This is a genomic window from Pantoea sp. A4, from assembly GCF_000295955.2.
GTDB classification, from domain to species: Bacteria; Pseudomonadota; Gammaproteobacteria; order Enterobacterales; family Enterobacteriaceae; genus Pantoea; species Pantoea multigeneris.
This window is the reverse complement of record NZ_ALXE01000047.1, coordinates 20,669-35,576: the sequence shown is the minus strand read 5'-3', so window position 1 is coordinate 35,576 and position 14,908 is coordinate 20,669. Positions and strand designations below refer to the sequence as shown.

At 54.6% G+C, this 14,908-nt stretch carries 15 protein-coding genes; 4 read left to right on the top strand and 11 right to left on the bottom strand.

What is annotated here, in order from left to right; translation table 11 throughout:
* Window positions 1–9: 9 nt before the first annotated feature.
* From B880_RS0119680 to B880_RS0119640, 8 genes are all read right to left on the bottom strand, one after another.
* On the bottom strand, window positions 10–702 hold the full coding sequence (locus tag B880_RS0119680) for an amino acid ABC transporter permease (RefSeq protein ID WP_017349178.1): 693 nt from the start codon (window positions 700–702) through the stop codon (window positions 10–12).
* Window positions 703–784: 82 nt separating this feature from the next.
* Window positions 785–1,606 (bottom strand): transporter substrate-binding domain-containing protein, encoded by an 822-nt coding sequence (locus tag B880_RS0119675; protein WP_017349177.1) that lies wholly within the window; start codon window positions 1,604–1,606, stop codon window positions 785–787.
* 18 nt (window positions 1,607–1,624) lie between these two features.
* On the bottom strand, window positions 1,625–2,362 hold the full coding sequence (locus tag B880_RS0119670; protein ID WP_017349176.1) for an amino acid ABC transporter ATP-binding protein: 738 nt from the start codon (window positions 2,360–2,362) through the stop codon (window positions 1,625–1,627).
* A gap of 2 nt (window positions 2,363–2,364) precedes the next feature.
* Window positions 2,365–2,937, bottom strand: coding sequence for a peroxidase-related enzyme (locus tag B880_RS0119665; RefSeq protein ID WP_017349175.1), 573 nt, complete (start codon window positions 2,935–2,937; stop codon window positions 2,365–2,367).
* Window positions 2,934–3,416 carry a CMD domain-containing protein gene (locus B880_RS0119660; RefSeq protein ID WP_017349174.1) on the bottom strand — a complete coding sequence of 161 codons (483 nt, stop codon included), beginning with the start codon at window positions 3,414–3,416 and terminating at the stop codon, window positions 2,934–2,936. The genes B880_RS0119665 and B880_RS0119660 overlap by 4 nt, the downstream gene beginning before the upstream one ends.
* Entirely contained in the window at window positions 3,413–4,864 is a 1,452-nt protein-coding gene (locus B880_RS0119655; protein WP_017349173.1) for a flavin-containing monooxygenase, read from the bottom strand. The genes B880_RS0119660 and B880_RS0119655 overlap by 4 nt, the downstream gene beginning before the upstream one ends.
* A gap of 255 nt (window positions 4,865–5,119) precedes the next feature.
* A complete protein-coding gene (locus B880_RS0119645) occupies window positions 5,120–6,319 on the bottom strand; it encodes an FAD-dependent oxidoreductase (RefSeq protein WP_017349171.1) in 1,200 nt (399 codons plus the stop codon).
* A gap of 77 nt (window positions 6,320–6,396) precedes the next feature.
* Window positions 6,397–7,296 (bottom strand): LysR family transcriptional regulator, encoded by a 900-nt coding sequence (locus tag B880_RS0119640; protein WP_017349170.1) that lies wholly within the window; start codon window positions 7,294–7,296, stop codon window positions 6,397–6,399.
* Window positions 7,297–7,863: 567 nt separating this feature from the next.
* Here B880_RS0119640 and B880_RS0119635 point away from each other — a divergent pair.
* Complete coding sequence (locus B880_RS0119635; protein WP_017349169.1) at window positions 7,864–9,171, top strand: MFS transporter; 1,308 nt, start codon at window positions 7,864–7,866, stop codon at window positions 9,169–9,171.
* Window positions 9,172–9,194: 23 nt separating this feature from the next.
* Window positions 9,195–10,667 carry an amidase gene (locus B880_RS0119630; protein ID WP_017349168.1) on the top strand — a complete coding sequence of 491 codons (1,473 nt, stop codon included), beginning with the start codon at window positions 9,195–9,197 and terminating at the stop codon, window positions 10,665–10,667.
* Here B880_RS0119630 and B880_RS0119625 read toward each other — a convergent pair.
* Window positions 10,664–11,686 carry an ABC transporter substrate-binding protein gene (locus B880_RS0119625; RefSeq protein ID WP_017349167.1) on the bottom strand — a complete coding sequence of 341 codons (1,023 nt, stop codon included), beginning with the start codon at window positions 11,684–11,686 and terminating at the stop codon, window positions 10,664–10,666. The genes B880_RS0119630 and B880_RS0119625 overlap by 4 nt on opposite strands.
* A 1-nt stretch (window position 11,687) precedes the next feature.
* Window positions 11,688–11,867, bottom strand: coding sequence for a hypothetical protein (locus B880_RS0119620; protein ID WP_017349166.1), 180 nt, complete (start codon window positions 11,865–11,867; stop codon window positions 11,688–11,690).
* A gap of 295 nt (window positions 11,868–12,162) precedes the next feature.
* Between B880_RS0119620 and B880_RS0119615 the strand changes: the two genes are divergently transcribed.
* The gene (locus tag B880_RS0119615; protein ID WP_017349165.1) at window positions 12,163–12,657 is read left to right on the top strand and encodes a DUF2946 domain-containing protein; all 495 of its coding nucleotides are present in this window, start codon (window positions 12,163–12,165) and stop codon (window positions 12,655–12,657) included.
* 296 nt (window positions 12,658–12,953) lie between these two features.
* Complete coding sequence (gene copC, locus B880_RS0119610; RefSeq protein WP_017349164.1) at window positions 12,954–13,328, top strand: copper homeostasis periplasmic binding protein CopC; 375 nt, start codon at window positions 12,954–12,956, stop codon at window positions 13,326–13,328.
* A 58-nt stretch (window positions 13,329–13,386) separates the two neighbouring features.
* Here copC and proP read toward each other — a convergent pair whose 3' ends face one another.
* Window positions 13,387–14,856: a glycine betaine/L-proline transporter ProP gene (gene proP, locus B880_RS0119605; RefSeq protein ID WP_026042790.1), complete on the bottom strand. Its 1,470-nt coding sequence runs from the start codon at window positions 14,854–14,856 to the stop codon at window positions 13,387–13,389.
* Window positions 14,857–14,908 lie beyond the last annotated feature (52 nt).

Sequence of the window (14,908 nt, the reverse complement as noted above, 5' to 3'; positions counted from 1 at the left end):
ATGCTCCTGTCAGATATTTGGCATTAACGGGGCTTTTGCCGCCGCGCTTTTCTGTGTGAAACGACCGGCCCGGCGCTCAAAGGCGCGCACAATCAGCCACGCAATCAGACACAGCAGTGAATAGATCACCGCCAGCACCAGATAAGTACCGAACTGATATTGGTTGTAGGCGCGTTCCATAATCAGGTGTGCCGTAGCCATCACGTCTGCCGCGCCGATATACATCACCAGCGCCACGTTGTGGATCAGGTAAATGATCGCGTTACCGTAGCCCGGTAAGGCAATGTGCAGCGCCTGCGGCACAATCACCCTGGTGAGCTTGCGCCAGAAACCGTAGCCAAGACTATCCGCCGCATCATGTTGGCCCCGCTCTACCGCCAGGTAGGCCGGACGCATCACTTCTGATAAGTAGCCGCCGTGATAGAGACTCAAACCCACCATCGAAGCCACGGTCGCGGAGAGAAAATCCTCGACGCCAAACAGACCTGCCACCAGCGGCAGGCCATAAAACGCGACAAACAACTGCAACACTACCGGCACGCTGCGGGCATAGGAGACGTAAAGGTCCGCCAGTTGGCTGATCACCGGTACCCGACGCACGCGAAAGGTTGTCGCTAACAGGGCCAGCATAAAACCTGCAATCAGGGCGACAAAAACAATGGCGAGCGTCAGCGGTAATGCCGCAAGCAGCTCGGGAATCATTAGCGTAAGATTCACGTTAAAACACTCCAGACAAAATATTCAGCCGTGCCCGCAGGCCTGACGTTTAAAGCGATAGAACGCCTTATTTCATGTACTTAACCACATCTTCGCCAAACCATTTTTGCGACAGTTTGTCGAGGGTGCCGTCGGCTTTCAGCTGTTGCAGTGCCTTGTTGATATCTTCGCTCAACACTTTGTTTTCATCAGATTTGTGGATCAGCACATAGGTGTTGTTGATGGAGACCGGCTCACTGGCCTTGATATCCAGTTTTTGGTTATCAATTACCGTCTGCTCACCCAGATTTGAAGGCAGAATCAGCGCGTCATATTTACCGCTCTGAACCTCTTTCAGGCGATCCGGATAAGGAATACCGGCGCTGGAGGCCTTGATATCCACTTTATCGTTCGGGTTTTCCTGCTGCCACTGCATGACAAACTTGTACACGCCGCCACCCGCCGTCACCGGAACAATATTTTTGCCCACCAGATCTTTCATGCCGTTGATGTTGCTGTCTTTGCGGCTGTAGATCTTCATCAGGCTTGCCCCAATTGGACTGTCCGGGATCAGGAACTGTTTGCTGCGCGCAGGCGCTTTGTAATAGCCGCCGGTAGCGATGTCATATTTACCGGTGACCAGACCGGTCTCCTGGGCGATATCCGCTGCGCCTTCCATCACAAATTTGTACTGTGGCAGTTTCGCATTGATGGCACGTAACACGTCTGGCTCGTAGCCCTGCGGCTCGACACCAATCGCGCCCCAGGAGAGCGGTTTAGATTCAGCGGCAGTGGCAATTTTAATGGTGCGCACGGCATCGGCTGCATAACTCAGATTGGCTGAAGCCAGCGTTAACACAGCAGCGCTGGCCAGAGCAAGGCGACGAAAAGTGGTAGTCAAAGCAGGCATGATGGTTTCCTTTTATTCTCAGAGAACGTGTTCAGCATTAAGAAACTGGGCCAGTCGTGGCAGCGTTGGGCGGTCGAAAATCTCTTCCGGCGTCCCTTCTGCGGCCACCACACCCTGATCCATAAACACGATGCGGTTGGAAATACTTTTGGCAAACTGCATTTCATGAGTCACCAGCAGCGAGGTGATCCCCGAAGAGGTGACGTCTTTAATCACTTTCAGCACTTCACCCACCAGTTCAGGGTCAAGTGATGAGGTGGGTTCATCAAACAGAATCACATTTGGACGCACGGCCAACGCGCGGGCGATACCGGTACGCTGGAGTTGACCGCCCGAAAGCTGTGACGGATAGTGATCCATTTTGGTGGCCAGACCGACGCGATCCAGCTCCTGACGCGCGATTTCCCGCGCTTCATCACGAGATTTCCCCTGCACCACCACCAGCGGATCCATCACGTTTTGCAGCACCGTCATGTTTTTAAACACGTTGAACTGTTGGAACACCATGGCCGTGCGCAGACGAACCGCCTGAACCGCCGCTTTGGTGGGTGACGGATAGTGCATCTCGATGTTGTCGAGACGTACCGTGCCCGCCGAAGGCTTGGCCAAATGGTTGATGCAGCGCAACAGCGTGGTTTTACCGGTGCCGCTTGGGCCGATGATCGACACCACATCCCCCCGTTTTACCGACAAATTGACGCCACGCAGAATCGGCGTGCTGCCATAGGAGAGCGTAATATTATTCAGTTCAAGCATGGTTAATCTCCTTTGCCGGGTTCAGCATGACCCAGTACATGCATCAGACGGTTGGCCCAGCCAAAAATCGCAATGGCATGAATCAGGTCAATAATCTCTTCATCACTCAGGCCCGCTGCACGCAGCGCCGCCATATCTTCTGCCGTGGCCTCAGCGGGGGTGACCGAAAGACGCTGTGCGAAGCGATACATTGCCGCATCCCGCGCGTTAAGCCGCTCAGGCAGATTGAAGTAAAGCGCGCTCACCAGCGCATCGCTCTTCACTAATTGCGCATGGCGGCGCGCATGCACCACGGCGCAATACTTACAACCGTTGGTCACAGAAGCGCCCAGCGCACCCACTTCCCGTGCGGCACGGTCCAGGCCGCCCTCTACGTACATAATGGCGTTGAACAACACCGTCCGCGCGACATAGCTTTCCGGGTCGTGCGCCAGGGTGCGCACATACTCCGATATCTTCTTGCTGGAGGGCGTGACTTTCATCGCCTCCAACTGTTCTGGATTGGCTTCATCCAGGCTGACTGGCGTAATGTAGGGATGCCAGTTCAGGGGTTTTAGCGTCACTGACGGGATCATAAGGACCTCAACAAACGCAGGCCAGCCGCGACGCGCGTCTGGAAATTAACAAATGCAATCAGCTCCGACAGCGCAACAATTTGTGGATTGTTCAACCCGGCCTCAGCCAGTAGCGCCATATCGTTGGCTTCCGCCAGCGACGGGGTTAAGGTCACTCGATCCGCCTGACGAGCCACGGCGGCCAGCGGTTGTGCCAGCTCAGTCTCTCCTGCGGCCAGCGCTAACAGCGTGGCGTCTGGCTGCTGTGCTGCCAGTAATTCACGGTATTCCGCCACTAATGCGGCATCGTTATTCAGTGCCGCAATACGTTGTGCCAGGGCCAAACGTAGCGCGGAAGAGAGCCCCTGATCGCTGGCGGGTTGCAACACCGCGTCGCGGCACTGTTCGGCTCCCGAGACAAATTCCGGACGGAAACGGCGCGCGGCGTAAAGTTGATCCTGCGGTGTCAGACCAGCAGCCTTGTCAATGGCGTCAATCACAAGCCATTCTCCTGTTTCAGTAAGGGGGTAGAATCTATCCACTCGTCACCCAGCAATTCCGGTTTATCAAAGGCTTGCAGGTTGGCGAAATGCGTTTCAACATCTTCGGCAAACAGTGAGGCAGCCAGCGCGCGCACCAGGCGATCCGCCCCTGCGCTTACCGCCGGGATGTCGCCAGAGACCTTGCCGTGTGTCAGCATTGCGGCATCGTTGAAGCAGTGAATGTGGGCCAGTATCGGGCACGCGCCGGGCTGGCGTTCGCGGAAGGCGAAATCGGGGCCGAGATCGGGAGCCTGTAGCAGGCTGGCACGCGGTGCACCCATCTCAGGACGATAGCGTCCATCAGCCCAACTGCGGATATGCGGCGCAAGGGCGGCAAATTCAGATCGGCCATGAAAATCATTGGCAAAGCCGGTGGCCGCAATCAGAAAATCGTAGGTCATCTCCCCTTGCGTGGTGTCAATCCGCAGCGCATCGCCCTGCTGAGTCACCGCTTTAATGGCGCAGTCGAGGAAGAAATGTGCATTCGCATGACGCGACACGCGCAGGGTTGAGGCGCGTGGAGGCGGTGTTTGCGTGGTTGCGGTGTAATCAACAAACTTCCACTTCCAGCTGTCAGGCAACTGGAACATGCCGTGGACCACGCCCTGGCTACCAATACCGGTCATTTTGTTAATGCGCGGCATCTCTTTGCGGCGGATCAGCAAGTCTACCGTGGCCGCGCCCGCTTCCAGCGCCGTCGCGGCATTGTCCATCGAGGAGGCCCCCGCACCAATCACCGCAACCCGCTTGCCTTTAAGCTGTGCGAAGTCAATCGGGTCGGCAGAGTGCGCCCACAGATGGCGATCAACATGACGCAGGAACTCCGGCACGGCGGCTCCACCAAGACCTGAACGGCCCGTGGCGAGCACCAGGCGGCGCGTTAACACCCGTCCCGTCTCAGCACCACTGAGTTCGAGCGCAATCAGGCTCTCTTGTTGCGTAATAGCCGTGATACGCACGCCATTGTGTACCGGCAGGTTCAGTACCTGGCGATACCACACCAGATAGTCCATCCATTGTGCTTTCGGGATTTTATCCAGCGCTTCCCACGCGTCGACGCCCCACTGCGCGGTAAACCAGGCGCGGAAAGTCAGTTGCGGTAATCCCAGAGCCGGGCCGTGCAACGTTTTGGGCGAACGCAATGTTTCCATGCGGGCAAAAGTGACCCACGGCCCTTCTTGCCCCGCTGCGGCGGCATCATAAGTGACGATGTTGTCAATGCCGCTCAGCAGGAGTTTGGCGGTTGCCGCCAGGCCACACATACCCGCCCCTATCACCACAACATCACGCACCTGCTCGCCCTGATACTGACGCGGCGGCACCCAGGCTTTCGCCGGCAGCTCCAGCAAGTCGAGATCCTGTTGCAGTCGGGCTTCCAGTGCCTGTAATCCGGTGGATGAATTCATGCAATCATGTCCTGATCAAAGCGCTTTAGGCCGCGCCACTGAGCATAATAAGGGAGTCGTTATTATTCATATTGATTATGATGAAATGCTTATAATTTATAATATGCATAATAAAAACAGGAGGCCGCATACTCACCTGACGCCAGAAATCAGTCAAGGGACGCGCTGGGTTTTTGACCGATGGATTTCTTATATCTTATGTCAGAAAAAGCATATAGACGGAAAAGCCCCAGCGTGATGCTGAGGCGAAGGGGTTTAAAGACGAGGTGTTTCCATACGAAAACCGAGGCCAATCAGGCGGCCAAAGACAAAACGCAGCCAGGGGAAACGGGCAATGATGCCGGGTATCGGGCTTTTTTTCCCACTGCTCTTTTTCTTGCCACTCATTTTAATTTGCAGGAACTGCGTGGCAACGGTGGGGAAATGACGGCGCTTTTGCACACGGGCTAAATCATTCAACGTTAGCGTGCCCTGGCGTAGCGGCTCGGTTAACAAATTCGCGCAGGCAACGGCATCCTGTATGGCGAGGTTCACGCCCACTCCCCCAATGGGTGACATAGCATGGGCCGCATCGCCGATACACAGCACGCCGGGCTTCATCCATTTGTCCAGCCGATCAATTTTAATCACCAGCAGCTTTAATTGCTCCCACGCGGTGATCTCCTCAAGCTTTTCCACCGGGAACGGGGCAACAGCCGCAATACTCGCTTTCAGCGCAGGCAAGCCACGTTGCTTCAGGCTTTCAAACTGGCCTTTATCAATGGTGTAGCCACACTGCCAGTAATCGCCGCGATCAATCATAATAAAGTTATGGCGTGGCCCTTTGTGGCCCATTCCCCAGTCCGGATCGCCTGCGTGTTTGCTCAGTTTCAGCCATAGCACATCACGCGATGCGCCAAAACTCTGGCTCACCAGCCCACTCTTCGCCCTGACCTGAGAATGTCGGCCATCGGCACCGATCACCAGCGGGCAACGAATTTCCATCGGTTGCCCTGCGCGCAGTGCTTTAATCCCGACCACCGCACCCTGCTCTTCTATCAGATCGTCAAATTGCGTTGAGGTGAGTAACGTAAAGCCGGGGAACTGCGCGCTCTTCTGGGCGAGAAAGTTGAGAAAATCCCACTGCGGCATAAAAGCAATAAAACGGCATTGTACGGGCAGGCGCGAAAAATCGGCCATCGTCACTTCCTGCCCGCCGATTTCTGCCTGTAATTTTTCTGCTTTTTGATGCGGCAGTTGCAGCAACTCTTGCAACAGGCCGAGATGATGCATGACTTCCAGGGTGGAAGGATGAATGGTATCGCCACGGAAATCGCGCAGAAAGTCAGCGTGTTTTTCTACCACCACCACGCGCAGGCCCGCGCGGGCAAACAGATAGGCTAACATCAGGCCGGCTGGGCCGCCGCCGACAATACAGCAATCTGCTGAGAGGTTTTCATAAGGTTGTGGCTGCATCGCGTGTCTCCCGTTTATGCCAGACCTTATTATGATAATAATTCTCATTACTGTATAGCGCGATTGCTGCGCATCGCCTACTGATTTTGCCGCCTGATACGCGCCGCCAGCATGTCATGAAACAGCCGACTGGCTATCGACACGCTGCGCTTACGCGGCATGCAGAGATCGACTTTTACTACGCCAAGCTGGAGATCGGTCAGTAACGTGGCAATCAATCGACCCTGTTCCTGATGGTCATCTACATTGAGTTGCGGCTGGATAATGATCGCCTGGCCTAGCAGTGCCAGCTGCTTCTGCACATCCAGAGAGCTGGTGACAAAGCGCAAATCAAACTGTAGCCCTTCGCGTCTGGCCGCGGATTCCAGCGACTGACGCATTGAATAGTTAGCCGGGGGGATGGCAATCGGATGTTGTGCGATATCCCGCAACGTAAGAAAGCTTTTCCCCGCTAATTCATGGTCAGCGGCCATCATCACTTTATGTTGCAGTTCGCAGCTGTGGGTCACGCTCAATTCGCTGGTAACCGGCATATAAAACGTGAGGGCCAGATCAACCTGCCCATTGACCAGCGCTTCGGCGACTAAAGGTGCGCTGCCCACATCGATTTCGAAACCCACATGGGGATGCAGCTTACGAAAATCGGCTATTGTGGGGGCAACAAACGGCCCCACCAGGCTCTCAGCACAGCAGATGCGGACAATGCCAGTGACAATACTCTGTGTCGCCGCAATCTTCTCTTTAACGACGTCCAGTTCACGTAACGTCGCCTGCACCGCCTGAGCCAGATACTCACCCTCTTTGGTGAGTTTGATCCCGCGCGGACTGCGTTCAATCAGTTGTGCACCATAATAGTGTTCCAGTTGCTCAATTTGCCGCGTGACTGCGGTAGGCGTGACAAACAGCTTTTCTGCCGCATCACGTAATGAAGTGGACTGCGCCACCTGACTGAAATAACGCAAGGCTCGTAACTGCATATTAGGTTTTCAGGCTCCGCTGTTTACACTGCATATCTAATAATCAACATAACCGGAGTGGGAGAAATAAACCAGTTGGCACATTTTGGTGCACTATTGGGGCAATTAGCGCAGCCGTGTTTAATGATTGAACCATAAGCGTGCAATTTATTTTCCCAGTCACTGAGCGCGATCACAGATTTATTACGCCTATTTAAAATCAATAAGTTACAATCAAATTCGTACGGCAAATTATTTGCTAAAAACATGACAGAACGCACATTTTGAGTGCATATGTTTTCTCTCTAGCATAAAGCCTGGGTTTCCCCCTGATGGAAAAAACAATAATGCCATGATTTATAACAAATTTGTTGTTTTATTGATTTTTCCTATGTCAGGCGGGCATATAAAGTGCACTCATTTTGTGTGCACCGGGCAAGCTGATTTGTGATAGTCACTGCCAAAGTGCTTTGCTATATCTGAATACGCCCATCAGGGCCAATAACAATAAATCTCCCGGAAATTATGATAACGGCATAAAAAGAGTCATCACACGATTGCCCATATCACCCGTTCGAGGAAAACGACATGGTAAATGAAACAGTTCCCCGCCAGGCAACGCGAAAAGAAGTTTTCGCCGTGGTGCTTGGTGCCGCAATCGAGTTTTTTGATTTCAGTGCCTACGCCACTTTTGCAGTAATGATTGGCAATGCCTTTTTCCCCTCCGACAATGCATTTGTCAGCCTGATGTTGTCCGTTTCGGTATTTGGCATTGGCTTTGTGGTACGTCCGCTCGGCGCAATATTTATCGGCAGCTACGCTGACCGGGTGGGACGTAAACCGGCCATGCTGCTGACCATGCTCTTCATGACTATCGGTACGGGTGGACTGGTGTTTTTGCCAGGTTATGCCACGTTAGGGCTGGCCGCACCGATACTGTTGGTGGTGTTGCGTATGTTACAAGGGTTGGCCTGGGGCGGTGAAGCCGGCCCGGCGACCACCTTTATTATGGAAGCGGCACCGCAGGGCAAACGGGCGTTCTATACCAGTTGGCAGATCGTGGCACAGGGGCTGGCGGGGATCAGCGCTGGGGTGATTGGCTTTACATTGACTCAACTGTTGACCCCAGAGCAACTGGCCGGTTGGGGCTGGCGTATTCCGTTCGCCTTTGGCTTGCTGGTCCTGCCCATGGCTATCTATCTGCGCCGTAACCTGAATGAAACCTTCAATGTGGAGGAGAATACCGTCGCCACCAGCACCCGCAGCCTGCTCACCGAGGTGTTTAGCAAATATCGTCGCCTGGTGCTGTTGGGTATTTTTATCCTCTGCGGTAGCACCATTACGCAGTATTTCCTGAATTACATGACTACCTACGCGCTCAGCGAATTGCACTTTGCCCCAGGCATGGCAATGGTCTCTACCATTCTGATCGGCGTCTGCGTGGTGGTGTTTTCACTGGTTGGCGGGTGGATGGCCGACCGTTTTGGTCGCAAGTTTACCATTATCGTGCCACGCCTGATTTTGCTGCTGTTATTGCTACCCGGGCTGGAAATTATCAATACCTTCCCGACGCCAGCCGTATTCTTCAGCGTCATCACCCTGTTTGCGGCATTACAGTGCATCAGTGGCTCGGGCGTCCTGGTGGCGCTGTGTGAGAACTTCCCACGCTACATCCGATCCACCGGTTTCTCGATTGCCTACGCCTTCGGTATCACGCTGTTCGGCGGCACAGCACAGATCGTCTTCTCCTGGCTGATTAAAGCCACCGGTAATCCGGTCTCACCGGGCTACTACCTGATCGCCGCCAATATTTTATGTCTGATTTCAGTGGCCCTGCTCAGGGAAAGGCCGCGCGCTGCCAGACCGGTAACGCTCAAGCCCCTGGTTAACCGCTAAACCAATCCACAGGAGTGAAAAACATGAACACAGTGATGAGTTGGGAAGAGTGGGCCGCCCACGACGCTACCGCACTGGCCGAGCGCCTGCAACAGCGAGAAGTGACTGCCGCCGAACTGGCAGCACAGGCCGCTGCGGCCGTGGCGAAGGTGAATCCTGCGCTAAATGCGGTAGTGGAACTGTTCGATGATGCCATTACCAACCCCGCCACCGATGGCACGCAGCTGGACAGTGGATTTAACGGCGTACCGTTTTTGATGAAAGATCTCGGCCCTGGTGTTAAAGGCCGTTTACAGGAGCAGGGTTCACTGTTTATGCAGGGTAACCGCCCAGCGGAAGACGGCTTTCTCACCCAGAAGATTCGCGCAGCGGGTTTGAATATCATTGGTCGCAGCGCTACACCCGAATTTGGCGTCTGTGGCTCGGCAGAAAACCCGGCGGTCTATGTTGCGCATAATCCGTGGAACCCGGAATACACCACCTTTGGCTCCTCTGCCGGGGCTTGTGCATCGGTGGCTGCCGGCGTCTTGCCGTTAGCTCACGCCACGGACGGCGGGGGTTCCATCCGCATTCCTGCGGGTTCACACGGGTTAATTGGCCTGAAAAGCACGCGCGGCGTGTTTTCCATCGCTCCGGCGCTCAGTGATATTACCGGCTACGTCTCGACTCAGGGTTGTGTCAGTCGCAGCGTGCGCGACACGGCAAACTTTATCGATCGCTGTCGCGGCGGCGCGCCGGGTGAGTTTATGCCTTACTGGCACAGCAGTGAACCCTATGCCACGCTCATCAATCGCGATCCTCAGCCTTTACGCATTGCAGTGTCACACGAATGGGGCAACTACTCTGCCGATCCGCACTTTGTCAGCGAGCTGGAACGCACCGTGACGCTGTTGCAGGAATTAGGTCATCAGGTTGAGTGGGTAACGCCAGATATCGACTTCGAAACCGCTTTTGCGGCCCAGACCACCTGCTACATCAGTAATTTTGCGCAGTTTATTCAGCGGTTGCTGGAGAAAAAAGGCTTAACCGCACCGCCTGAAGATAAAGTCGAACCCATCAATATCCGCATCTGGCAAAAAGGGCTGAACATGTCTTACAGCGAGCGCTGGCAGATGCAGGATGTGTTTAACAGCGTGTCACGCAAGCTGGGTGAGTTTTATCAGCAGTGGGATATGGTTCTGACGCCAACCTTTGCCAAACCCACGCCGCTGATGGGTGAAAAACGCTATTTGACGCTCAGTGACAACCCGGATGTGCTGAGCTGGTTCTACGATCTGTGGGAAATCTTCTCCTACACGCCACTGGCCAGCCTGACCGGCACGGCGGGCATCTCTGTTCCTCTGGCGCGCCAGGCCTCTGGACTGCCGCTGGGGATGCACTTCCAGACGCGCCAGGCGAATGACGGCCAGTTACTGCAACTGGCCGCGCAACTGGAGCGCGCAATGGGGGGACGCTTTATGCCCCATACGCGCCCACAGGTGCACGTTGCCCGTTAAGGCTGCGTAGCGGGCGGTTGCGCATGGAGAATGCGCGCCGCCTCTTCCGCACTCAGGGGGTAGTTAAAGAAGCGACGGTAAAAGTCCTGGGTTTCGGCGATCATATTACTGCGTGGAAATAGCCCGGGATGCAGCAACTGAGCCGCCCACTGAATTTGTAACGCCGCTTCAACCCCATAACGATCCCAGGGAAACACGCCGGCCGGATTCTGCCACACCTGATGAAGCTGTACCGCCTTGAGCGGCGCAAGCAGGCTGGCGTAATCCGAGTTTGCTAGTTCTCCCGCACCTGCGCCAATAATGATCACATCCGGCTGCCACTTCAGAATGGTCTCTGGTGAGACCGGCTTCATGTTGCCATCCACAGAGGCGGCAGCATTGCGCCCGCCTGCCAGCGTAATCCAGGTATCGATCAGCGTATTGCGCCCGTCCACTTTCAACGGATGCAGAGACTCAATGTGCAGCACCGAGGGGCGCTGCTGTGCCGTTAGCCCTGCCGTTTTTTGCTTTATGGCCGCAATCTGTTGATCCAGATAGCGATTGTAAGCCACTGCACGCTGCTCGACCTGCTCTCCTCCCACCACCTGAACAGTAGTGAGCATGGAGCGCTCCATCGACGGGAAATCATCAAAGCGCATTTCAAACACCGGCAGTCCGGCCTGGCGATAGGCGGCGGCATCAGGATCGCCTGCCGGGACAAAGACCGCATCCACCTGGCGTGCCACCAGCGCCTCACTGTCAAAGGTTTTGCCACGCACCTGCAATGCCTGATTGAGAGAGGGCTGTAGACGGAACATCCAGGGATGATCTTCAGGGTGATTGACGGTGGCAACAATGCGATCCCCTGCGCCTAACGCCATGAGCAGCGAATGATGGGCAAACCAGCCATCGGCAATACGGTTCACCGCATGCTTCACAATCACCTGATTGCCGACATCATCGGTAATGGTTTGAGCCACACCGGGTGTGCCATACATCAGCGAGCTGGTGGCCAGCAGTAACGCTAATACTCTACGCATGTTAAAAGTCCAGTTTCATTGATAGCTCAATCATGCGCGGATCGCCCAGTGAAGCGCTGGCATTCCCCGCGCCGCTGTAGCCATTCAGGCCGCCAGGGACAATGTTAGCCGGACCATAGAGCTCCCCCGCTTTCAATATGATCAAACTGCTCGGCGGCGTAGTCGGTGGTGGAAACCACATTCAGCCCGTCAATCATGCTGTAGGGATGCCAAAATGGTGCGCTATGCTATTTTTTTAGTCGGCGAGTATAGATGATGTAAAACAGCGGGGAAAACAACAAATGTGTCAATCAGTAAGTAGCGTGAACCTTTTACCGTAAAACCCCCAAATAAATAGGGTTGCAAAGAACCAAACCGCAGCGGTTTGATTATTGCGGCATGATGGCGCTGGCGATTTTAATTTTAAAAAAACATTAACAAGCACGCCCCTTTTAATTACACTGGCACCCCATAAATATCCTTGCCGGACACTCGTTGTGCGTTTTCTGATAAGACTCTCCCGCAAAAAACAGCCCGCCGCGATCGCGATTCTTGCGATCCTGATGCTGTTTATTGCACCGGAAGTGTCGAGAACGCTTGAGCACTGGCGGCTGGCTCAGCCACACGTTATCGCGGCTCACCATGCGGCATTATCGTCAGAGTCGATGCACAGCGATGACATGCCGGGTATGGATATGTCCGGCGAAGCGCATCAGGCCATGGCCTCATCCTCTGCGGAGCACAACGTCGGGCACCCAACAAGCATGGCTGGCATGCCAGGGATGATGTCGGGAAGCAATATGCTCGATGACATTGCCTGCGGCTACTGCCTGGTCCTGACGCATCTGCCGCTGATGCTGTGGATTTTCACGGCCATTGTCTGGCTGACTCTCCGGGCCTCTATTTCCCCACCGCCTCGACAAATCCTCTCCTTTTTCCCCTTATATTTCCCGGGTCTGGTTCAGCCCCGTGCGCCACCCTATTCCGCCTGATTTCGGCTCATCAGTTTCGTTTTAATGCTGATGTTGAAAATGGTTATTTGCATTTTGCACTTTGTGTAGGGTTGCTGACGCCTTTTAAATATCATCGCAGGCACGCCACTATTTCGATGTGGATGTGTCCACCCTGAGTCTTTTATTTTTCAGCAGCCTTATCGGGGTTATTTATTTGCGCGCTATCCGCTTTACGTCTGCATGACCTCTGTTATGCAGAGGGAAGTCTTACTGCTGCGCACAACGCACACTTTTCCTGTCCCGGTGCGGGACCACGTTAATCAATGGAGTTCGATATGTTTTACAAAATGAAGATGGCATTCACTGCAGCAACCGTCGTCGCGGGTCTGCTTTGCAGCCAGCAGGCAATGGCGCATGCGCACCTGGCTTCTGCCGTACCCGCGGATATGAGCAGCGTGGCCCAGTCACCGGACAAGCTGTCGCTCACTTTTACTGAAGATCTGGAAGTGGGTTTCAGTGGGGTAAAAATCACTGACGCCAGCGGTGCTACCGTGAAAGAAGGCAAAGCCGAGCTGGCACCTGCGGACAAGAAGAACCTGATTATCCCAATCACTACCCCTCTCAAAGCGGGTGATTATCAGATCGAGTGGCATGCCCTGTCGGTAGATGGCCATAAAACGCAGGGTAAATATATGTTTACCGTGAAATAACACGCATAAAAAAGCCGCGCTACCAATGGTAACGCGGCGTATTTCGTCGAAAAGGGGCTTAGTCTGCGGCGGTGCGCGCCAGTTCGCGGGCTACCGCTTTCTTACGCTCGTGCTGACCACGCAGCTTTTTGATCAGGCTATGGGCTTCAGCGCGGGTTGCCACCGCAGGCATCGAACCACTCAGCGGTTTGCGTGCGGTTTCGCGCAGCGTGTACACCGTGATCAGGCCAATCGCACCCGCCCCCATCATGTAGTATGCCGGCATCATGACGTTTTGGGTGGTATCCACCAACCATGCCGTCACCAGCGGGGTTGTCCCACCGAACAGGGAAACCGAAACGTTAAAACCGATCGCCAGCGCACTGTAGCGGATATCCGTGACGAACAGAGCAGGAAGCGTCGATGGCGTACCGCCACTGAAAGTGGTGTGCAGAATGCCCAATACCACCAGGCCCGCCAGCACCAGGGCGATATTACCACTGCCAATCAGCATGAAGCTTGGTATCGCCAGCACCACCAGACCTGCCGCACCAAAACCGATCACCGGGCGACGACCAATCCGGTCCGTCAGATGGCCCCACAGCAGCGTCAGCGGCATCATCAGGATCATCACCACCATCACCAACAACAGGCCGGTCAGTTCAGACATGTGCAACACGCCAGTGAGGTAACTTGGCATGTAGGAGGTCAACATGTAGTTCGACACATTGAACACCAGCACCAGGCCAATACATTTCAGCATCTGATGGCGATATTTATGCAGCATCTGCCACAGGGTCAGGCTGGGCTTCGCGTGTTCACGCGCTTCCTGCTGCTCCATATGTTTCTGGAACGCCGGGGTCTCTTCCAGCTTCAGGCGCACAAACAGGCCAAACAAGCCCAGCGGCGCCGCAAGGAAGAACGGAATACGCCAGCCCCAGCTCAGCATATCTTCACTGGACAGCAGTGATGTCATGCCCGTTACCAGCGCCGCACCGAGGATATAACCAAGAATCGTACCAAATTCCAGGAAACTCCCGGTGAAACCGCGGCGTTTATCCGTTGAATATTCAGCGATAAACGTTGCTGCTCCGCCATATTCTCCGCCGGTGGAGAAGCCCTGCACCAGCCGTGCTAATAACAGCAGGATCGGTGCCATAATACCGATCTTGCTGTAATCAGGGATCAGACCAATACAGAACGTCCCGATTGACATCATTATCATGGTGAAGGCCAGCACTTTCTGCCGACCATAGCGATCGCCCAATGGGCCAAATACCATCCCACCGATCGGTCGAACTAAAAAGGCTGCGGCGAAGGTTCCGAAGGAAGCAATTAACTGGGCGGTATTGCTGGCATCAGGGAAAAACACTTTACCGATGATCACAGCAAGGTAGCTATATACTCCGAAGTCGAACCACTCCATGGTGTTGCCCAGCGCCGCGGCTCCTACCGCTCGCTTCAGTAATTTATTGTCGACGACGGTAATATCATCCACCGTGAGATTGCTTTTATCTGGATGTTGCGCAGGTGTTATTCTGGTGCTCATAGACTCCCCAATATTGCGTGAAGAGCGTGCTCATAGCTTTCAATTCCGTCAT

Bases quoted from the DNA above. Each gene is read 5' to 3' on its own strand.
- B880_RS0119635 (WP_017349169.1), top strand. From the start codon at position 7,864: ATGGTAAATGAAACAGTTCCCCGCCAGGCAACGCGAAAAGAAGTTTTC.
- B880_RS0119670 (WP_017349176.1), bottom strand. From the start codon at position 2,362: ATGCTTGAACTGAATAATATTACGCTCTCCTATGGCAGCACGCCGATT.
- B880_RS0119640 (WP_017349170.1), bottom strand. From the start codon at position 7,296: ATGCAGTTACGAGCCTTGCGTTATTTCAGTCAGGTGGCGCAGTCCACT.
- B880_RS0119655 (WP_017349173.1), bottom strand. From the start codon at position 4,864: ATGAATTCATCCACCGGATTACAGGCACTGGAAGCCCGACTGCAACAG.
- copC (WP_017349164.1), top strand. From the start codon at position 12,954: ATGTTTTACAAAATGAAGATGGCATTCACTGCAGCAACCGTCGTCGCG.
- B880_RS0119645 (WP_017349171.1), bottom strand. From the start codon at position 6,319: ATGCAGCCACAACCTTATGAAAACCTCTCAGCAGATTGCTGTATTGTC.
- B880_RS0119630 (WP_017349168.1), top strand. From the start codon at position 9,195: ATGAACACAGTGATGAGTTGGGAAGAGTGGGCCGCCCACGACGCTACC.
- B880_RS0119675 (WP_017349177.1), bottom strand. From the start codon at position 1,606: ATGCCTGCTTTGACTACCACTTTTCGTCGCCTTGCTCTGGCCAGCGCT.
- B880_RS0119625 (WP_017349167.1), bottom strand. From the start codon at position 11,686: ATGCGTAGAGTATTAGCGTTACTGCTGGCCACCAGCTCGCTGATGTAT.
- B880_RS0119680 (WP_017349178.1), bottom strand. From the start codon at position 702: ATGATTCCCGAGCTGCTTGCGGCATTACCGCTGACGCTCGCCATTGTT.
- proP (WP_026042790.1), bottom strand. From the start codon at position 14,856: ATGAGCACCAGAATAACACCTGCGCAACATCCAGATAAAAGCAATCTC.
- B880_RS0119620 (WP_017349166.1), bottom strand. From the start codon at position 11,867: ATGTGGTTTCCACCACCGACTACGCCGCCGAGCAGTTTGATCATATTG.
- B880_RS0119665 (WP_017349175.1), bottom strand. From the start codon at position 2,937: ATGATCCCGTCAGTGACGCTAAAACCCCTGAACTGGCATCCCTACATT.